Source organism: Kosakonia sp. CFBP8986, from assembly GCF_034044935.1.
In the GTDB taxonomy this organism is placed as follows: Bacteria; Pseudomonadota; Gammaproteobacteria; order Enterobacterales; family Enterobacteriaceae; genus Kosakonia; species Kosakonia cowanii.
In genome coordinates this window covers 312287-328049 of sequence record NZ_JAXCXB010000003.1, presented here as the reverse complement: position 1 = coordinate 328049, position 15763 = coordinate 312287, and the positions used below count along the sequence as shown (strand labels likewise).

Annotated in this window: 16 protein-coding genes; 10 read left to right on the top strand and 6 right to left on the bottom strand. The window is 54.3% G+C overall.

Annotation, left to right across the window (positions count from 1 at the left end; all coding sequences use genetic code 11):
- Nucleotides 1-33 precede the first annotated feature (33 nt).
- Together SOM48_RS08290 and SOM48_RS08285 are read right to left on the bottom strand one after the other, a co-directional pair.
- On the bottom strand, nt 34-1230 hold the full coding sequence (locus SOM48_RS08290; protein WP_320511774.1) for a sensor histidine kinase: 1197 nt from the start codon (nt 1228-1230) through the stop codon (nt 34-36).
- Nucleotides 1227-1922, bottom strand: a complete 696-nt coding sequence (locus SOM48_RS08285) for a response regulator (RefSeq protein ID WP_042713947.1) — start codon at nt 1920-1922, stop codon at nt 1227-1229. Before SOM48_RS08285 ends, SOM48_RS08290 begins: the two co-directional genes overlap by 4 nt.
- Nucleotides 1923-2032: 110 nt before the next feature.
- Between SOM48_RS08285 and SOM48_RS08280 the strand changes: the two genes are divergently transcribed.
- The 3 genes from SOM48_RS08280 to SOM48_RS08270 all read left to right on the top strand — a co-directional run bounded on the left by SOM48_RS08280 (nt 2033) and on the right by SOM48_RS08270 (nt 3970).
- A complete protein-coding gene (locus SOM48_RS08280; protein WP_320511773.1) occupies nt 2033-2821 on the top strand; it encodes a MipA/OmpV family protein in 789 nt (262 codons plus the stop codon).
- A 131-nt stretch (nt 2822-2952) separates the two neighbouring features.
- Nucleotides 2953-3513 (top strand): GNAT family N-acetyltransferase, encoded by a 561-nt coding sequence (locus SOM48_RS08275; RefSeq protein ID WP_289745281.1) that lies wholly within the window; start codon nt 2953-2955, stop codon nt 3511-3513.
- A gap of 10 nt (nt 3514-3523) precedes the next feature.
- The gene (locus SOM48_RS08270; RefSeq protein ID WP_320511772.1) at nt 3524-3970 is read left to right on the top strand and encodes a GNAT family N-acetyltransferase; all 447 of its coding nucleotides are present in this window, start codon (nt 3524-3526) and stop codon (nt 3968-3970) included.
- Nucleotides 3971-4000: 30 nt separating this feature from the next.
- Here the strand turns inward: SOM48_RS08270 and betA are convergent, their stop codons facing one another.
- The 3 genes from betA to betI are packed head-to-tail and all read right to left on the bottom strand — an operon-like array spanning nt 4001 to nt 7789.
- Nucleotides 4001-5680 carry a choline dehydrogenase gene (betA, locus tag SOM48_RS08265; protein WP_042713955.1) on the bottom strand — a complete coding sequence of 560 codons (1680 nt, stop codon included), beginning with the start codon at nt 5678-5680 and terminating at the stop codon, nt 4001-4003.
- Between the two features lie 26 nt (nt 5681-5706).
- Nucleotides 5707-7179: a betaine-aldehyde dehydrogenase gene (betB, locus tag SOM48_RS08260; RefSeq protein ID WP_289745278.1), complete on the bottom strand. Its 1473-nt coding sequence runs from the start codon at nt 7177-7179 to the stop codon at nt 5707-5709.
- Nucleotides 7180-7192: 13 nt separating this feature from the next.
- On the bottom strand, nt 7193-7789 hold the full coding sequence (gene betI, locus SOM48_RS08255) for a transcriptional regulator BetI (RefSeq protein ID WP_054803993.1): 597 nt from the start codon (nt 7787-7789) through the stop codon (nt 7193-7195).
- A 239-nt stretch (nt 7790-8028) separates the two neighbouring features.
- Here betI and SOM48_RS08250 point away from each other — a divergent pair, with 239 nt between their 5' ends.
- From SOM48_RS08250 to SOM48_RS08220, 7 genes are all read left to right on the top strand, one after another.
- On the top strand, nt 8029-10059 hold the full coding sequence (locus SOM48_RS08250; RefSeq protein ID WP_023480491.1) for a choline transporter: 2031 nt from the start codon (nt 8029-8031) through the stop codon (nt 10057-10059).
- A gap of 283 nt (nt 10060-10342) precedes the next feature.
- Nucleotides 10343-12721, top strand: coding sequence for a type VI secretion system Vgr family protein (locus SOM48_RS08245; RefSeq protein ID WP_320511771.1), 2379 nt, complete (start codon nt 10343-10345; stop codon nt 12719-12721).
- Between the two features lie 8 nt (nt 12722-12729).
- Nucleotides 12730-13098, top strand: coding sequence for a hypothetical protein (locus SOM48_RS08240; protein WP_312200932.1), 369 nt, complete (start codon nt 12730-12732; stop codon nt 13096-13098).
- Nucleotides 13099-13185: 87 nt separating this feature from the next.
- The gene (locus SOM48_RS08235) at nt 13186-13563 is read left to right on the top strand and encodes a hypothetical protein (RefSeq protein WP_320511770.1); all 378 of its coding nucleotides are present in this window, start codon (nt 13186-13188) and stop codon (nt 13561-13563) included.
- 99 nt (nt 13564-13662) lie between these two features.
- On the top strand, nt 13663-14067 hold the full coding sequence (locus tag SOM48_RS08230) for a hypothetical protein (RefSeq protein WP_312200937.1): 405 nt from the start codon (nt 13663-13665) through the stop codon (nt 14065-14067).
- 51 nt (nt 14068-14118) lie between these two features.
- On the top strand, nt 14119-14493 hold the full coding sequence (locus SOM48_RS08225; protein ID WP_312200939.1) for a hypothetical protein: 375 nt from the start codon (nt 14119-14121) through the stop codon (nt 14491-14493).
- Between the two features lie 509 nt (nt 14494-15002).
- The gene (locus SOM48_RS08220; RefSeq protein WP_312200942.1) at nt 15003-15377 is read left to right on the top strand and encodes a hypothetical protein; all 375 of its coding nucleotides are present in this window, start codon (nt 15003-15005) and stop codon (nt 15375-15377) included.
- On the opposite strand, the gene SOM48_RS08215 is transcribed toward SOM48_RS08220, so the two are convergent.
- On the bottom strand, nt 15374-15763 hold the full coding sequence (locus tag SOM48_RS08215) for a hypothetical protein (protein ID WP_312200945.1): 390 nt from the start codon (nt 15761-15763) through the stop codon (nt 15374-15376). The genes SOM48_RS08220 and SOM48_RS08215 overlap by 4 nt on opposite strands.

Sequence of the window (15763 nt, the reverse complement as noted above, 5' to 3'; positions counted from 1 at the left end):
TCGAGATTCAGCCCACGTTTCGTCAAGGTTTTATCAAGGCTGCAACTTTTCTTGCGCCGCAACCACGTGGGGAAGGTGAAGGGTGATCGCCAGCCCGCCCGCTTCCGGCAGCACGGCGCTGATGCTGCCGCCGTGGGCATGGACAATCGCCTGGGCGATGGATAACCCAAGGCCGCTGCCGCCGGAATGGCGCGCGCGCGAAGTCTCGGCCCGCGTGAAGCGATCAAACATCAGCGGCAGAAAATCAGCCTCCACGCCGGGGCCGTCATCGGTGAAATCAATCAGGTAGCCGCTCGCCTGCGAGGTGAGGGTGATAAACAGATGGCCGCCCTGCCGCCCGTAACGCACCGCATTCTCCATCAGCACGGTAAAGACCTGCCCTAAGCGGAAAGCGTCGCCCTCCAGCGGCGCGGGCGTTGGCGCGGTCAGGGTAAAGGTGAACCCGGCGGCGTCGGCCTGCGGTTTCATCCACGCCGCGCGTTCGCGCAGCAGATCGTCTAAGAGCAGCGGCTGGCAGTTGAGCATCAGCTGCCCGGCGTCAGCCAGCGAGAGCAGGTGCAGCTCATCCGTTAAGCGGCGCAGCAGTTGTAATTGCTTCATCACCATCGACATCTGCGCAGGGCTTGGCTCAAACACGCCATCCAGCATCCCCTGCAGGCGACCAATCGCGGCGGTGAGCGGTGAGCGCAGCTCGTGGGCCATCGCCACGTGGGAGGCGCGCAGTTCGCGCTCATAGCGCGCCAGCTGGCGGGTCATGCCGTTAAAGTCGCTGGCAAAGCGTACCATTTCAGCGGGGGCTTCTTTTACCAGCTCGGCCTGTGCGCCAAATGTTCCCTGCGTCACCTCTTCGGCGGCGTCGCGCAGGCGGCTAAATTGCAGGGTCAGCGGGCGGGCATAGCGCAGCCCCATAAAGACGATAAAGGGGATCATCACCAGCACCAGCACGCTGACCAGGATCCAGTCCGTCGAGGCGATAGAGGGGGTGGAGTAGCTCAGCCCCCACCAGGTGTCGACAATTTCGTGAAAGCGCGTCGGGTTGATCTCCGGGTTCTCTTTCAACAGCAGAAACTCGGCGCGCACCGGCGCAGGCATGGCATGCAGGATCCAGACAGTCTGCACGGCGTAGCGCAGCCACATACAGAGCGCGATGATGATCACTGTACCGATCGCCAGCGCAAGGATGCGCACGCAGATCCAGCGCCAGAGCGACTGTTGAGCTAAATTTTTCATGGTTGAGAGAACCTGTAACCGACGCCGCGCACATTGCTTAACACGCCGCTGACGCCCGCGTTTTCCAGCTTTTTACGCAGGTTGTAGACGTGCGTATCGACCACCCGCTCCAGCGCTTCGCTTTCGGGCAGGCAGTGCTCCAGCAGATGCTGGCGGGAGAAGGCTCGCGTGGGATGGCGCATCAGTGTCGTAAGCAGGGAGAATTCCGTCGGCGTCAGCTCCAGCGCGCGCGTCTGGTTATCTTCTTGCGTGACGGTCACGCTAATGGCGACGGTGTCGACCGCGAGGTTGTGCCAGCGCAGCACCTCTTCCTGGGTTTCCGCGCGCTGCGTGCGCCGCAGTACCGCCTGCACGCGCGCCACCACTTCGCCGGGGTGATAGGGTTTCACCACATAATCATCCGCGCCGTAACGCAGCGCGCCGATGCGATCCGGCGCATCGCCGAGCGCCGTCACCATGATCACCGGCACATCGCTTTTGCGCCGCAGCGCCGCCAGCACTTCGCTGCCGTTCATGCCGGGCAGCATCACATCGAGCAGGATCAGATCGGGCTTGCAGCGCTGCGCCAGCTCCAGCCCGGCCAGGCCGTCGCTCGCCAGCGTCACCTCATAATTTTCACGGCGCAGATAGGCCTCCAGCACGCCCGCCGCATCCGCGTCATCCTCAATCACCAGCACTCTTTTCGCCACCATTTCCCCACCTTGACCGTTTCTTAACACTTTGCTGACGGTTTATTGATACGACCTGTCTATGTTCCCTTTCAGCGCTTGCGCACACCCTTTCCCACCGACGAGATGTGACGATGATAACCAGAAAACGTACGTTGTATAGCCTCTGCGCCCTGCTGGCGACCACCGCCTCTGCGGCGCACGCCGATGATGATCCATCGGCACAAAATGGCGTTACTGTAGGCATCGGCGCACAGTCTGCGCCGCGCTACAGCGGTTCAGACAAGCAGCGCCTGCAATTCGTTCCGCTGATTCAGGCACGCGATAACGCCCTCTTCATTGATTCGCAAAAGGGCATCGGTTACGACCTGCAAAGCGAGAACGGCCTCTATCTCGAACATACGCTCGGCTATGGCCTCGGCCGCGATGACAGTAACTCCTCCTGGCGCGACGGCGCCAATAACCTGAAAGGGATGGGGAAAATCGATGCCACGATGAATACGGCGCTTGCCGTCGGCTGGTCGATCACACCGTGGCTCTCTGTTGAAGGTAAAGCGACGCTGCCGCTGACCGACAGCCAGGGCGTGCAGTATCAAACCTCGGTGACGCTGCTGCCGGTGCAGAGCGCCAGCGATACCGTTGCACTCCAGTCTGCTGCCCTGTTTGGCGACAGCCGCTATATCAACACCTTTTATGGCGTCAGCGCGCGGCAGAGCCAGCGCAGCGGTTTTCGCCCCTATGATCGCGCGGGCGGTTTCTACGGCGTCAACAGCTCGCTCACCTGGAGCCATCAGTTCGACGAACACTGGGGAACGCTGCTGAGCGCGGGCTACACCTGGCTTGGCGATCGCGCGGGCGACAGCCCGATTGTCTCGCAACGCAATGAGGGCACCGGCACGGTAGCCGTAACCTGGACCTTCTGAACAGGGGGAGATGGTGAAAAAAGAGGATTATCAGCTGGTGGGGAAGATCTGGTTTGGCTGCTTACTGGTTTACCTCGCCGCGTATCTGACATATATCTCTTTGTAATGATTGCCAACAAAACAGCGATGAGATGAATAAAGACGCCCATACCCAAACAGCCCTTTGCCTCGACACGCCACGGCTGGTCTGCACGCAAATCGAGGCGCAGGATCGCGATTTTTTTAGCCGCCTGATGGCGAGCAATGAGGTGCAGCATTACATCTCGGATGAGCGCGCGCCAGAGGAGATCGAGGAGGCTTTCACCACCCGCTTGCCGCCCTGGCAGCCGGGGAGCGCGCACTGGCTCTGCCTGGTGGTGCGCGACAGAGCGAGCGGTGAAAGGCTCGGCGTCACCGGCTATATCCATCGCGAAGCCGACTGCGCGGAAGTGGGCTTTCTCTTTGCTCCCCAGGCGCAGGGAAAAGGCTATGCGCGCGAGTCGTTACAGGCGGTGTGCGATTTCGCCTTCCATAAAGGCGGCATCCGGCGGCTGACGGCGATGGTCACCGCCGGCAATCACCCCTCTCGCCGGCTGCTGGAAAAAGTGGGGTTTGTGCTGGAGGGCGAGCTGCGCGAGAGCTACTGGCTGCATAACCGCTGGCACAATGACTGGCTGTTTGGCCTGCTGCGCCAGGATTATCTCCATCAATAACGAGGGTGTTATGACGCTGAACATCACCACCATTACCCCGGTAGTCGACGGTTTTCAGCCGCTAAAACAGGCGAGCGTGGCGGAAGGATTTAATATGCTGCGCAGGCTTGAGGAGAACTGGCTCAATCAGCACAACCGCTTTGATAAGCCAGGCGAAATGCTGCTGGGCGCGTGGATTGACGGCAAACTGGTCGGCGTTTGCGGGCTGAATATCGACCCGTTTGTGCAGGGAGATCGCGCAGGCCGGGTGCGCCACCTCTACGTTGCCGCAGCCTATCGCAGCCTGGCGGTGGGCAGCGCGCTTTTGAGGGAGATTATCGCCCAGGCCGCGCAGAGTTTTGACAATCTCTACACGCATGCACCGCAGGCGGCGTTCCGCTTTTACCAACGCGCAGGCTTTGTGCCAACGGAAGGGATTGAGCGGGTGACGCACTGCCTGCGGTTGGGGCAAAACTAGCCGGTAAGAGTGCCCTACCGGCTGCTGGCGTTACGCGCGCATCGGCTCGCCGCGCACCGGGCGGTCGCCCGCCACGAAGTAGTCGGCGTTGCTGCGCGGCAGCGGTGTGCGACCACGGATATTATCGGCAATCTTCTCGCCAATCATAATGGTGGTGGCGTTGAGATTACCGGTGATGATCAGCGGCATAATCGAGGCATCGACCACGCGCAGCCCTTGCAGGCCGTGCACGCGCCCTTCCCCGTCCACTACCGCCATCTCGTCGCTGCCCATTTTGCAGGTGCCGCACGGATGGTAGGCGGTTTCGCCGTGGTTACGCACAAACTCATCCAGCTGTTCGTCGGTCTGGCACTCGATACCGGGGCTGATCTCACGCCCGCGATATTTGTCCAGCGCCGGCTGGTTGATGATCTGGCGCGTAATGCGGATCGCATCGCGAAACTCCTGCCAGTCCTGCTCGTGAGCCATGTAGTTAAACTGGATGGCCGGGTGCATACGCGGATCGCGCGATTTCAGGCGCACAAAGCCGCGGCTCGGCGAGCGCATGGAGCCAACGTGGCACTGGAAGCCGTGGGCTTCAACCGCATTGCTGCCGTTGTAGTTAATCGCCACCGGCAGGAAGTGGTACTGAATGTTCGGCCAGGCGAACTCTTCCCGGCTGCGGATAAAGCCGCCGCCTTCAAACTGGTTGCTGGCACCAATGCCGGTGCCGTTAAACAGCCACTCCGCGCCGATTTTCGGCTGGTTCCACCACTTCAGCGCCGGGTAGAGCGACACCGGCTCTTTGCACTCGTACTGCAGGTACATTTCGAGGTGATCCTGCAGGTTTTCACCGACGCCCGGCAGATCGTGCACCACGGGAATATCGAACTTTTTCAGTAGATCTGCCGCGCCGACGCCGGAGCGTTGCAGGATCTGCGGCGAAGCGATGGCACCCGCGCAGAGCAGCACTTCGCGGCGCGCATGCACCTGCTGCGGCGTATTGCTGGCACCGTGCAGATACTCAACGCCCACCGCCCGCTTGCCGTCGAACAGAATGCGATCGGTGGTGGCATGGGTGATGATGGTCAGGTTGGAGCGCTTTTTCGCGGTATCGAGATAGCCGCGCGCGGTGCTCGAGCGACGTCCTTTCGGCGTCACAAAGCGATCCATCGGGCCAAAGCCCTCTTGCTGATAACCGTTGAGATCCTCAGTGCGCGGATAGCCCGCCTGCACGCCCGCTTCGATCATCGCCGCAAACAGCGGGTTGTTGCCCGGTTTGCAGGTGGTGATGCTGACCGGGCCTTCGCCGCCGTGGTAGTCGTTTGCACCGATATCGCGCGTTTCCGACTTGCGGTAGTAAGGCAGGCAGTCGAGGTAGGTCCAGCGCTCAAGCCCCGGTTCCTGTGCCCAGTTATCGAGATCCATTGCGTTGCCGCGCACGTAGCACATGCCGTTGATCAACGACGATCCGCCCAGCCCTTTACCGCGCCCGCACTCCATGCGGCGGTTGTTCATGTGCGGTTCGGGCTCGGTTTCATACGCCCAGTTGTAGCGTTTTCCCTGCAACGGGTAAGCCAGCGCCGCAGGCATCTGCGTGCGGAAATCAAAACGGTAATCGGGACCGCCCGCTTCAAGCAGCAGCACGTTGACGTCGCTATCTTCGGTCAGTCTTGTTGCCAATACGTTCCCTGCGGATCCGGCTCCGATGATGATGTAATCAAATTCCATTAGTCGCTCCTCAGGTTAAAATTCACTCAAAATACAGACTGAAAACGGGTCATTTCGAGCTGCACAGACTTCACCTGGGTGTAGTTTTGCAGCGTCATCAGGCCGTTTTCACGCCCGACGCCGGAGTGCTTGTAGCCACCCACCGGCATTTCGGCGGCGGATTCGCCCCAGGTGTTGATCCAGCAGATCCCCGCTTCAATCTGATGAATGACGCGGTGCGCGCGGTTGAGATCCTGCGTCACTACGCCAGCGGCCAGACCGAAGTCGGTGGCGTTGGCGCGGCGCACCACTTCCTCTTCGCTTTCATAGGTGAGGATCGCCATCACCGGCCCGAAGATCTCTTCGCGCACGATGGTCATCTCATCGCGGCAATCGGTAAAGACCGTTGGCGCAACCCAGGCACCCTTATCGAACTCGCCGCCAGTCAGACGTTTGCCGCCGCAGAGCAGGCGGGCGCCTTCACTGATGCCGGATTCGATATAGCGCATCACGTTGTCGCGGTGCGGGAAGCTCACCAGCGGCCCGAAGTTGATGGCCGGATCGTTTGGATCGCCCGCTTTAATCCGCGCCACGCGATCGGCGATCTTCACTTCAAACTCAGCCTGCCATTTCGCCGGAACAAACACGCGCGTGCCGTTGGTGCAGACCTGGCCGGAGCTGTAGAAGTTGGCCATCATTGCGATATCGGCAGCGAGATCGAGATCCGCATCGTCAAAGATGATCAGCGGCGATTTACCGCCCAACTCCATGGTGACCTCTTTCAGGGTCGAACCGGCGGCGTTTGCCATCACTTTTTTACCGCTGGCCACACCACCTGTGAAGGAGACTTTGTCGATGCCCGGATGCTCGGTCAGCAGCTGGCCAGTGACCGCGCCGCTGCCCGGCAGAACGTTAAAGACGCCGTCCGGCAGGCCCGCTTCGGTGTAGATTTCCGCCAGTTTCAGCGCGGTAAGCGGTGTGACTTCGCTCGGTTTGAAGATCATCGCGTTGCCCGCAGCCAGCGCAGGTGCGGATTTCCACAGCGCGATCTGGATCGGGTAGTTCCATGCGCCAATACCAGCGACCACGCCAAGCGGCTCACGGCGGGTGTAGACAAAGGAGGTGTCGCGCAGCGGGATCTGCTGCCCTTCCAGCGACGGGATCAGCCCGGCGTAGTACTCCAGCACATCGGCACCGGTGACGATATCAACCGCCTGGGTTTCGCTCAGCGGCTTACCGGTGTCGAGGGTTTCCAGCGCGGCCAGCTCGTCATTGCGCTCGCGCAGAATATCGACCGCGCGACGCAGGATGCGTGAACGCTCCATCGCCGTCATCGCGGCCCAGATTTTCTGGCCTTTACGCGCGCTTTCTACCGCGCGATCGACATCGGCCTGCGCCGCTTCGTGCACTTCGGCTAATACTTCGCCATTGGCCGGGTTGATGGTCTGGAATGTTTTTCCAGCCGCGGCCGGAACGTATTGACCATCAATATAGAGCTGCTGTTCTGCGAATCGGGACATGATTCCTCCTTCCTCAGGGATTCTTTGCGCCAGCCAACTGCTGGCGGATGAATTGGGTGGTGAGCGTTCGGGCAACGTCCGGGTTGAACGGTTTGCCGCTCAGGGCTGCGCGCAGCCACAGGCCATCAATTAATGACGCCAGGCCGTGCGCTGCCAGCCGGGCCTGCTCGCGCGGCAATTCGCGGCGAAACTCCGCCGTCAGGCTGGAGAAGAGGCGTCGGCTGCTGACGCGCTCAAGGCGGCCCAGCTGCGGTTGATGCATGCTGCTGGCCCAGAAGTCGAGCCAGGCTTTCATCGCCGCGCTATGCACCTGGGTCTCATCGAAGTTACCGTCGACAATCGCCAGTAAACGCGCTTCGGTCGTGGCCTGGGCTAACGGTTTCAGGCGTACCGCCACCGCATCGCGCAACTGGCGCGTGATGTCGCGCATGGTGGCTTCCAGCAGGCCGTTTTTGTCCTTGAAGTAGTGGCTGATGATGCCGGTCGATACCCCGGCCCGGCGCGCAATCTGCGCAATGGTGGCGTCGTTAATCCCGACGTCGTTGATCGTATCCAGGGTCGCATCAATCAGCTGCCGACGGCGTATCGGCTGCATTCCCACCTTTGGCATGACTCCCTCTTCCACCGCAAAGTAAGGGCTCTATTTAATCTTTTTTTGATTGCACGTTCAATATAAAAAAAGAATTTGTTAAGGTAATGTACCTGCACTGTTACAAAAACGAAGCGGCAGTGTGTAAGCTGTAGCAGGCTCAATCCGTAACAAAAATGAGGGAAAAACAACAAGAAAAGAGGCAGCACGTTGCAAGTAATCTTTTGATTTATTTACAGGAAATTAACCAGAGGTAACCGATGATTAATCCACCTGCCAGTGAAAAAGACAGAATCAATCCTGTGGTGTTCTACACCTCCGCCGGACTGATTCTGACATTTTCACTTGTCACCATTCTCTATAGCGATCTCGCCGCGGCGTGGATCCAGACCACCGTGAACTGGGTGTCGTCCACCTTTGGCTGGTACTACATGCTGGCCGCCACGCTCTATATCGTCTTTGTCATCTATATGGCCTGTTCGCGCTACGGGGCGATCAAGCTCGGGCCAGAGCAGTCAAAACCGGAGTTCAGCCTGTTAAGCTGGTCGGCAATGCTGTTTGCCGCCGGGATCGGCATCGATTTGATGTTCTTCTCTGTCGCTGAACCGGTGACGCAGTATATGCAGCCGCCGGAAGGCGCCGGGCAGACAATGGAAGCCGCGCGCCAGGCGATGGTCTGGACGCTGTTCCACTATGGCTTAACCGGCTGGTCGATGTACGCCCTGATGGGGATTGCGCTCGGCTACTTCAGCTACCGCTACAACCTGCCGCTGACCATCCGCTCGGCGCTCTACCCGATTTTTGGTAAACGCATTAATGGCCCGATTGGCCACACGGTGGATATCGCAGCGGTGATCGGCACCATTTTCGGTATCGCCACCACCCTCGGTATTGGCGTCGTGCAGCTTAACTACGGCCTGAAAGTGCTGTTTGATGTGCCGGAAGGGTTAACCGCGCAGATGGCGCTGATTGTGCTGTCGGTGGTTATCGCCACCATTTCGGTCACCTCCGGCGTCGATAAAGGCATTCGCATCCTTTCTGAACTGAATGTCGCGCTGGCGCTCGGGCTGATCCTGTTTGTGCTGTTTATGGGCAAAACGGATTTCCTGCTCAACGCGCTGGTGCTGAATGTGGGTGATTACATCAACCGCTTTATGGGCATGACGTTGAACACCTTTGCCTTTGACCGCCCGACGCAGTGGATGAACAGCTGGACGCTCTTCTTCTGGGCCTGGTGGGTGGCGTGGTCGCCGTTTGTCGGCCTGTTCCTTGCGCGTATCTCCCGCGGTCGTACCATCCGCGAGTTCGTGCTCGGTACGCTGATTATTCCGTTTACCTTTACCCTGCTGTGGCTGTCGGTGTTTGGTAACGCCGCGCTGTATGAAATCATTCACGGCGATGCCGGTTTTGCCCAGGAAGTGATGGCGCACGCCGAACGCGGCTTCTACAGCCTGCTGGCGCAGTACCCGGCGTTTAAACTGAGCGCCTCGGTTGCCACCATTACCGGCCTGCTCTTTTATGTCACTTCTGCGGACTCCGGCTCGCTGGTGTTGGGTAACTTCACCTCGAAGCTGAAAGATATCAACAGCGATGCGCCGAACTGGCTGCGTATCTTCTGGTCGGTGGCGATTGGCGTGCTGACGATGGGGATGCTGATGACCAATGGCATTTCCGCCCTGCAAAACACCACGGTGATCATGGGTCTGCCATTCAGCTTTGTGATCTTCTTTGTGATGGCGGGGCTTTATAAGTCGCTGAAAGTGGAAGATCACCGCCGCGCCAGCGCCAGCCGCGAAACCGCGCCCTATATTCCCGCGAGCAACGATCGCCTGAGCTGGAAAAAGCGTCTCTCGCGCCTGATGAACTACCCGGGCACGCGTTACACCCAGCAGATGATGGAGACGGTGATCTACCCGGCGATGCAGGATGTGGCAAAAGAGCTGGAGCTGCGCGGCGCTCGCGTCACGCTGGAGAGTGTCCCTGCGGAAGAGGATAAACCGCTCGGCCACCTCGATTTGCGTGTGCATCTCGGCGAGGAGCAGAACTTTGTTTACCAGGTCTGGCCGCAGCAGTACTCCGTTCCCGGCTTTACCTACCGCGCGCGCAGCGGTAAGTCGCACTACTTCCGTCTGGAGACCTTCCTGTTAGAGGGCAGCCAGGGGAATGACCTGATGGATTACAACAAAGAGCAGGTGATTATCGATATTCTCGATCAATATGAACGTCACCTGAACTTTATCCATCTGCACCGCGAAGCGCCCGGCGCAAATATTGTTTATCCGCAAACGTAATGTCATAAGGCCACGCAAGTGGCCTTATTTTTTCAAGCAGATGAATTTGCGCTAAATGACGATGTTTTTAGGAAAAATCTGCAAATACGACTCAGCTTTTCAATTTCATGCGTTGCGCTCTGTATCTGAAGATGTCGATCTGTAAAATGTCGTCTTTCATGGAATGGTTGCGGATTGACGTTAAACGTTTATTCCCGCCAACCGTGAGCACAGCAAAAAACCAAAAAAAGAAACACCTCGCAAACCTTTGAACGCGCGGGGCAATAGCTCCGGGAGAGTTGCTATGTTTGACCGTATCACCGTCACCCCGCCAGCCGGCGCCGAGTCGCTGATGTTCTGGAAACTTAACGGCACAGAAGTGATGTCGCGATCCTTTGCCCTGAACGTCACGATGTTAAGTGAAGATGGCAATATCGACCGTAGAGCGCTATTAGGGAAACCCTTGACTATTAAGGTGCCAACCCAGAGCCTGCAACCGCGTTATTTCAACGGCAAAATCACCGAAGTGAACCTGCAAAGCACCGAGCTTGATGGTGTGCGCTACGCAGTATATCTCCTGAAAATTGAATCCGATTTATGGCCGCTGCTGCGCGACCGTAACCAGCGTATTTTCCAGAACCAGCGCGTGCCGGACATTATTAAAACCGTGCTGTCGGAATATGGCGTTAAAACGGAAGATAAGCTGACCGGCGACTACCGTAACTGGGAGTATTGCGTTCAGTATCAGGAGAGCAGCTACAACTTTATTAGCCGCCTGATGGAACTGGAAGGGATCTACTTCTACTTCCGCCATGAGGCGGATTCCCACACCATGGTGCTGATGGATGCGGCAGAGCATCATGAACCTTTCAGCGGATATGAAGTTATCCCCTATCACGCCACCCTTTCCGGCGGGTCGACGGATAAAGAGGGTATTGGTCAGTGGGCGATCAGCGAACGCGTTACGCCCGGCCTTTACAGCATCGATGATTACGACTTCCGCAAGCCGAATGCGTGGATGTTCCAGGCGCGGCAGAACCCTGCTTCGCCCTCACCTGGCCAGATTGACTATTACGAGTGGCCGGGTCGCTTCGTCGAGCACTCACACGGTGAGTTTTACGCCCGCATCCGCCAGGAGGAGTGGCAGGCCGAGCAGCAGCGCATTGACGCCAACGGCACGGCGCTCGGTATCACGCCGGGTTATACCTTTACCCTCGGCAACCCGCCTTTTGCCGGCAGCAGCAACGATTATCTCGTCGTCAGCGCCGCCTACACGCTGGAAGAGAACAGCTACGCCAGCGGCAGCGCTTCCGACACTATTCATCAGATCCAGTTTGTGGTGATACCCGCGACAACCACCTTCCGTTCGGCACAACGCACAGAGTGGCCGCGTACACACGGCCCGCAGACCGCTCGTGTGGTTGGCCCGCAGGGTGAATCAATCTGGACCGACCGCTATGGCCGCGTGAAGGTGAAGTTCCACTGGGATCGCCATGCAAAAGGCGATGACACCAGCTCCTGCTGGGTGCGTGTATCCAGCGCATGGGCTGGCCAGGGCTTTGGTGGGGTGCAGATCCCACGCGTCGGCGATGAGGTGGTTATCGACTTTATCAACGGCGACCCGGATCGCCCGATTGTCACCGGTCGCGTCTATAACGAAGCGAGCATGCCGCCGTGGGAGCTGCCGGGCGACTCAACCCGTATGGGCTTTATGACCCGCAGTAAAGACGGCAACAAAGATAACGCCAGCTATCTCTTCTTCGAAGATAAGCTCGGCAACGAGTCGGTTGACCTCCACTCCGAGCGGGATATGAACGTCTCCGTTGAAGGTATCCACAAGGAGACCGTGCATAAAGAGACGATCTATAACCATAAACTCACCCGCGCCATAACGGTGGAAGATCACGACACGCAGACCTTTAATAAAGGACAGACCATCTGCGTGAGCGCCGAAGGCCGTAAAGAGACGATTGTCGATAACGAGACCAAATCAGTCACCGGTTACTCCGACAACAGCTATACCAAGAATCTGGTGATCAAAACCGACGCCTCGGTCAGTACCCTGGCGGCAGATAAGATCATGTATGAAGTGCCGGAAGTGGTGTTTGGCCAGGTGGTGAATGCCCAGGGTCAGGCGTCGGCGGTAACACCGGTGCCTTTTGATATCAGCAAACCGGTGGGCCCCGTCATGTCGGCGCCAGGATCGATGCCTTCCCCGGCTGACTATATGTCCTCAGCTTCATCAAGTGCCATTGGCGCCGCCACGAAAGTGACCTACAAGAAAGGCGTAGTGACACACGTCGAAGGGGTCGATAAGTTAACGGTCGATCAGAACCACATTGTCGACATCCATGGTAATGCATCAAGGAATATTCAGGGCGTGCTCACCGAGACAGTGCTTGGGGAGATGAACCTTTATTCTCCAAGCAGGATAACCATCAAAAGTGATACGGAAGTAAATATCGATACGCCATGGGCTATTGAAAAGAAATGGAACTCTGTAGGTATCAGCGCAGTTAATCTGGCTGCGGTAGGTTTTTCCGGAGGAGTAACAACAACCAAGATGGAAAGTAATTCTGTTAATATTGTTTGGAATAAAGGAATTAAATGTAAAGTAGGGGATGTAGAGTACACCAACTTAGGGTTAGCTTTGAAAAAAGCTGCATTGACATCATTCGTATGAGGCTTGTTATGGATATACTTCTAAAGGCGTTTTATTATATTTTTGTTGGCGTTGCAGCGACAGCAATTTGTTATTTAGCGGTCAAAACTCTGCTTGACAAAAAAATAGCCACAGACATCTTAAAAGATCCCTATTATGTGGATGCAACGATAACTGAAATCATGCCTGGCACACCAAGTAGTTATGGTATTGTAAATATTACGGTTGATTACTCGTTTAAGGCTGTAAATGGTCAGACATTCACGAAAAAAAACGTTTTGACAGCGATCAAAACAATGGATTTGCAAAAATTCAATGTGGGTTCAACAATACCTGTTGTTTATCTTAAAAATAACCCATCAAAAAACATGTTGAATATGAAAAATGCAGCGGAGTAATAAAAGTTACTCTACTGAAATCATGACTTTTATTTTTAGAAAATAAACACCCCAAAGCATGAATAAAAACATAAGGATTGTAAAATTATGGTTATGGACTTCCTTTCTTATATCATGCCGAAACTTGCATGGATCATTCCGTTAGGAATGTTGATTTTCGTTGCCTATGTTGTTATCCAAAATAGAGTGTCAGATAAACTTGATGATTATATAAAAGAGAATGGCGTCGATGTTGAGGCGATCATGACAATGATCAAGCCCGATGCTGCTCAAAGAGTAAAAAATAAAATAGTTGCTGTCATTACAGTGCAGTATGAGTTTGAAGGGAAAAGCATAAGATCTAATCGTGGTCTTAGCTTTTATATAACAGATAAAGATAAGTTTGAGGTTGGAAATAAAATCAGGATAAGAATAAACCCTGGCAATCCGACGCAGTTCTATTATCCTGATTACAGGACGTACTAAATAGTTACATCAAAAAACATGACAACCACTGCTTTTTATAGCAAGTAGTCTGTGACTTTGATGTAATGCCTTCTAACTCATCTAATTTTAAGAATTGATATGATTGAAATATTTTTGAAAGCGTTAGTTTACATATTCGTTGGCGCTTTTGTGTTAGCCATTTGTATTACAACTGTCCAAAATTTTATTGAGAAAAAAACAGCTAAAAAGATTATGACAGATCCCTGCTATGTTGACGCAACGATTACCGAGATAATGCCGGGCACGCCAACCAGTTATGGGATCGTCAATATCACAGTCGATTACTCTTTTACAGCCATAAACGGCGAAACTTACATGAAAAAAAACGTCCTGACCGGGATTAAGACGATGGACTTACAAAAATTCAATGTGGGTTTCACCATCCCCGTCGTTTACCTTAGAAACGATCCGTCAAAAAACATGCTTAATATGAGAAATGCGATAGAGGATTACCTGCGGTTTAGATGGAAAAAGAAATCCTGATGTTACTGCATAAGTAGCTTTCAACTAAAACAATAAGGATTGAAATATAAAATGATGGAATTACTCTCTTATATAATGCCTAAACTTGCATGGATTATACCGCTGGTAATGCTGTGCTTCGTTATTTATGTTGCCAGCAACATTAGAGAGCGTCGTATATATGACGAATATATTAAAGAGAATGGTGTTGACGTTGAAGCTATAATGACTGAAGTCACTTACGACCAATACCAACGAATCAATAATCACCTGGTGGCAATACTCACGCTGGAATATAGTTATGAGGGTAAAAAGATCACCCCAAAACGAGGGGTTGTTTTTTGGGTTACTGACCGAGAGAAATTCGTTCCTGGTACGCCGATTAAGATAAGAATCAACCCTGAAAAACCCACTGATTTTTATTATTTGGAATATGAAACCCGTTGATCATTAATAAACATATGCAAACAAAAGTATTTTCCTGAAAGAAATGAACGACATACTGTACGTGGAACCTTTTTCCATAAACTAAACTTTAAAAGATTATATGGACAATTACCTAAAAGCGATCCCCATAATCCTTGTAACGGCAGTGGTTATTGCAATCGTTTACTCGATTATAAGAAGCATATTTGATGGGTTTACCAAAAAGAAAATAATTAGCAACCCTTGTTATGTCGATGCAACCATTACGCAGATTATACCGCGCACACCATCGAACCTCGGCATAGTTAGCATTTATGTTGATTACCAATTTACCGCAGAAAACGGGGAGACATATGAGAGTAAGAATGTACTCATAAATATCAAAACCATGGATCTTTATAATTACAAACAGGGTTCAACCATTCCTGTGGTCTATCTTAAAACTGATCCAGCCAAGAACATACTCAATATGCGCGATGCAATGCTGGATTATAAAAGACGATAGCCACTACTGGAGGAACAGAACTATCATGATGGAATTTTTATCAACCGTTTCACCAAAGTTAGGCTGGATTATCACTGGCGGCATGCTGCTTGTTTTCGTTTATATCGGCATCACTAACTGGCGAAGCCAGTCCAAAGATACAAAAACCAAACAAAACGGCACTGACCTTAAGGCAAATATCGTTGATTTAAAACTCGATGAGCGCCAGGGCGTTAATAATCATCTTACGGCAGCCGTGACGGTGAAATATATATTCAAAGGAGAGGAAGTTATCGCCAAACGTGGTATTGCTTTCCCTTTTATTGAAAAGGATCAGTTTTTTCCTGGTGCCTGTCTCAATATCCGTGTCGACAATGAGACAGGCCAGCACTTCTATTTCAGCGATTACAAAACCTATTAACTCTGTGGTGTTGCGGGGCAACTGCCCTCCTGTTTGCTACGCACTTTCACCAGCACCTGATGCAACTGCCCGATGGAGAGATCGCGCACCATGGGCTCTGGTTCGCCACGCAACCAGCGAAAAAAATAGCAGATGCCGAGTAGATCGAGACCTTCGCTTGTAAAGAGGTACTCGTTCTCCTTTAGCGAGAAAAGCGAGCGAAAATCCTCTTCATCTGTTTCAAAACGGACAGCAAAAAACTTCTCTGCTGCTTCAAGAAGCTCAACGCCGTCATCACCGCAAATACCCAGATCCTCTTCCAGCAGCGTGCTTTCATCGATCGCTTTGCGCGTACATCCCGAAAACTCACGCACAAAAGCAATCACCTCTTCTACGCTCGGACTCAC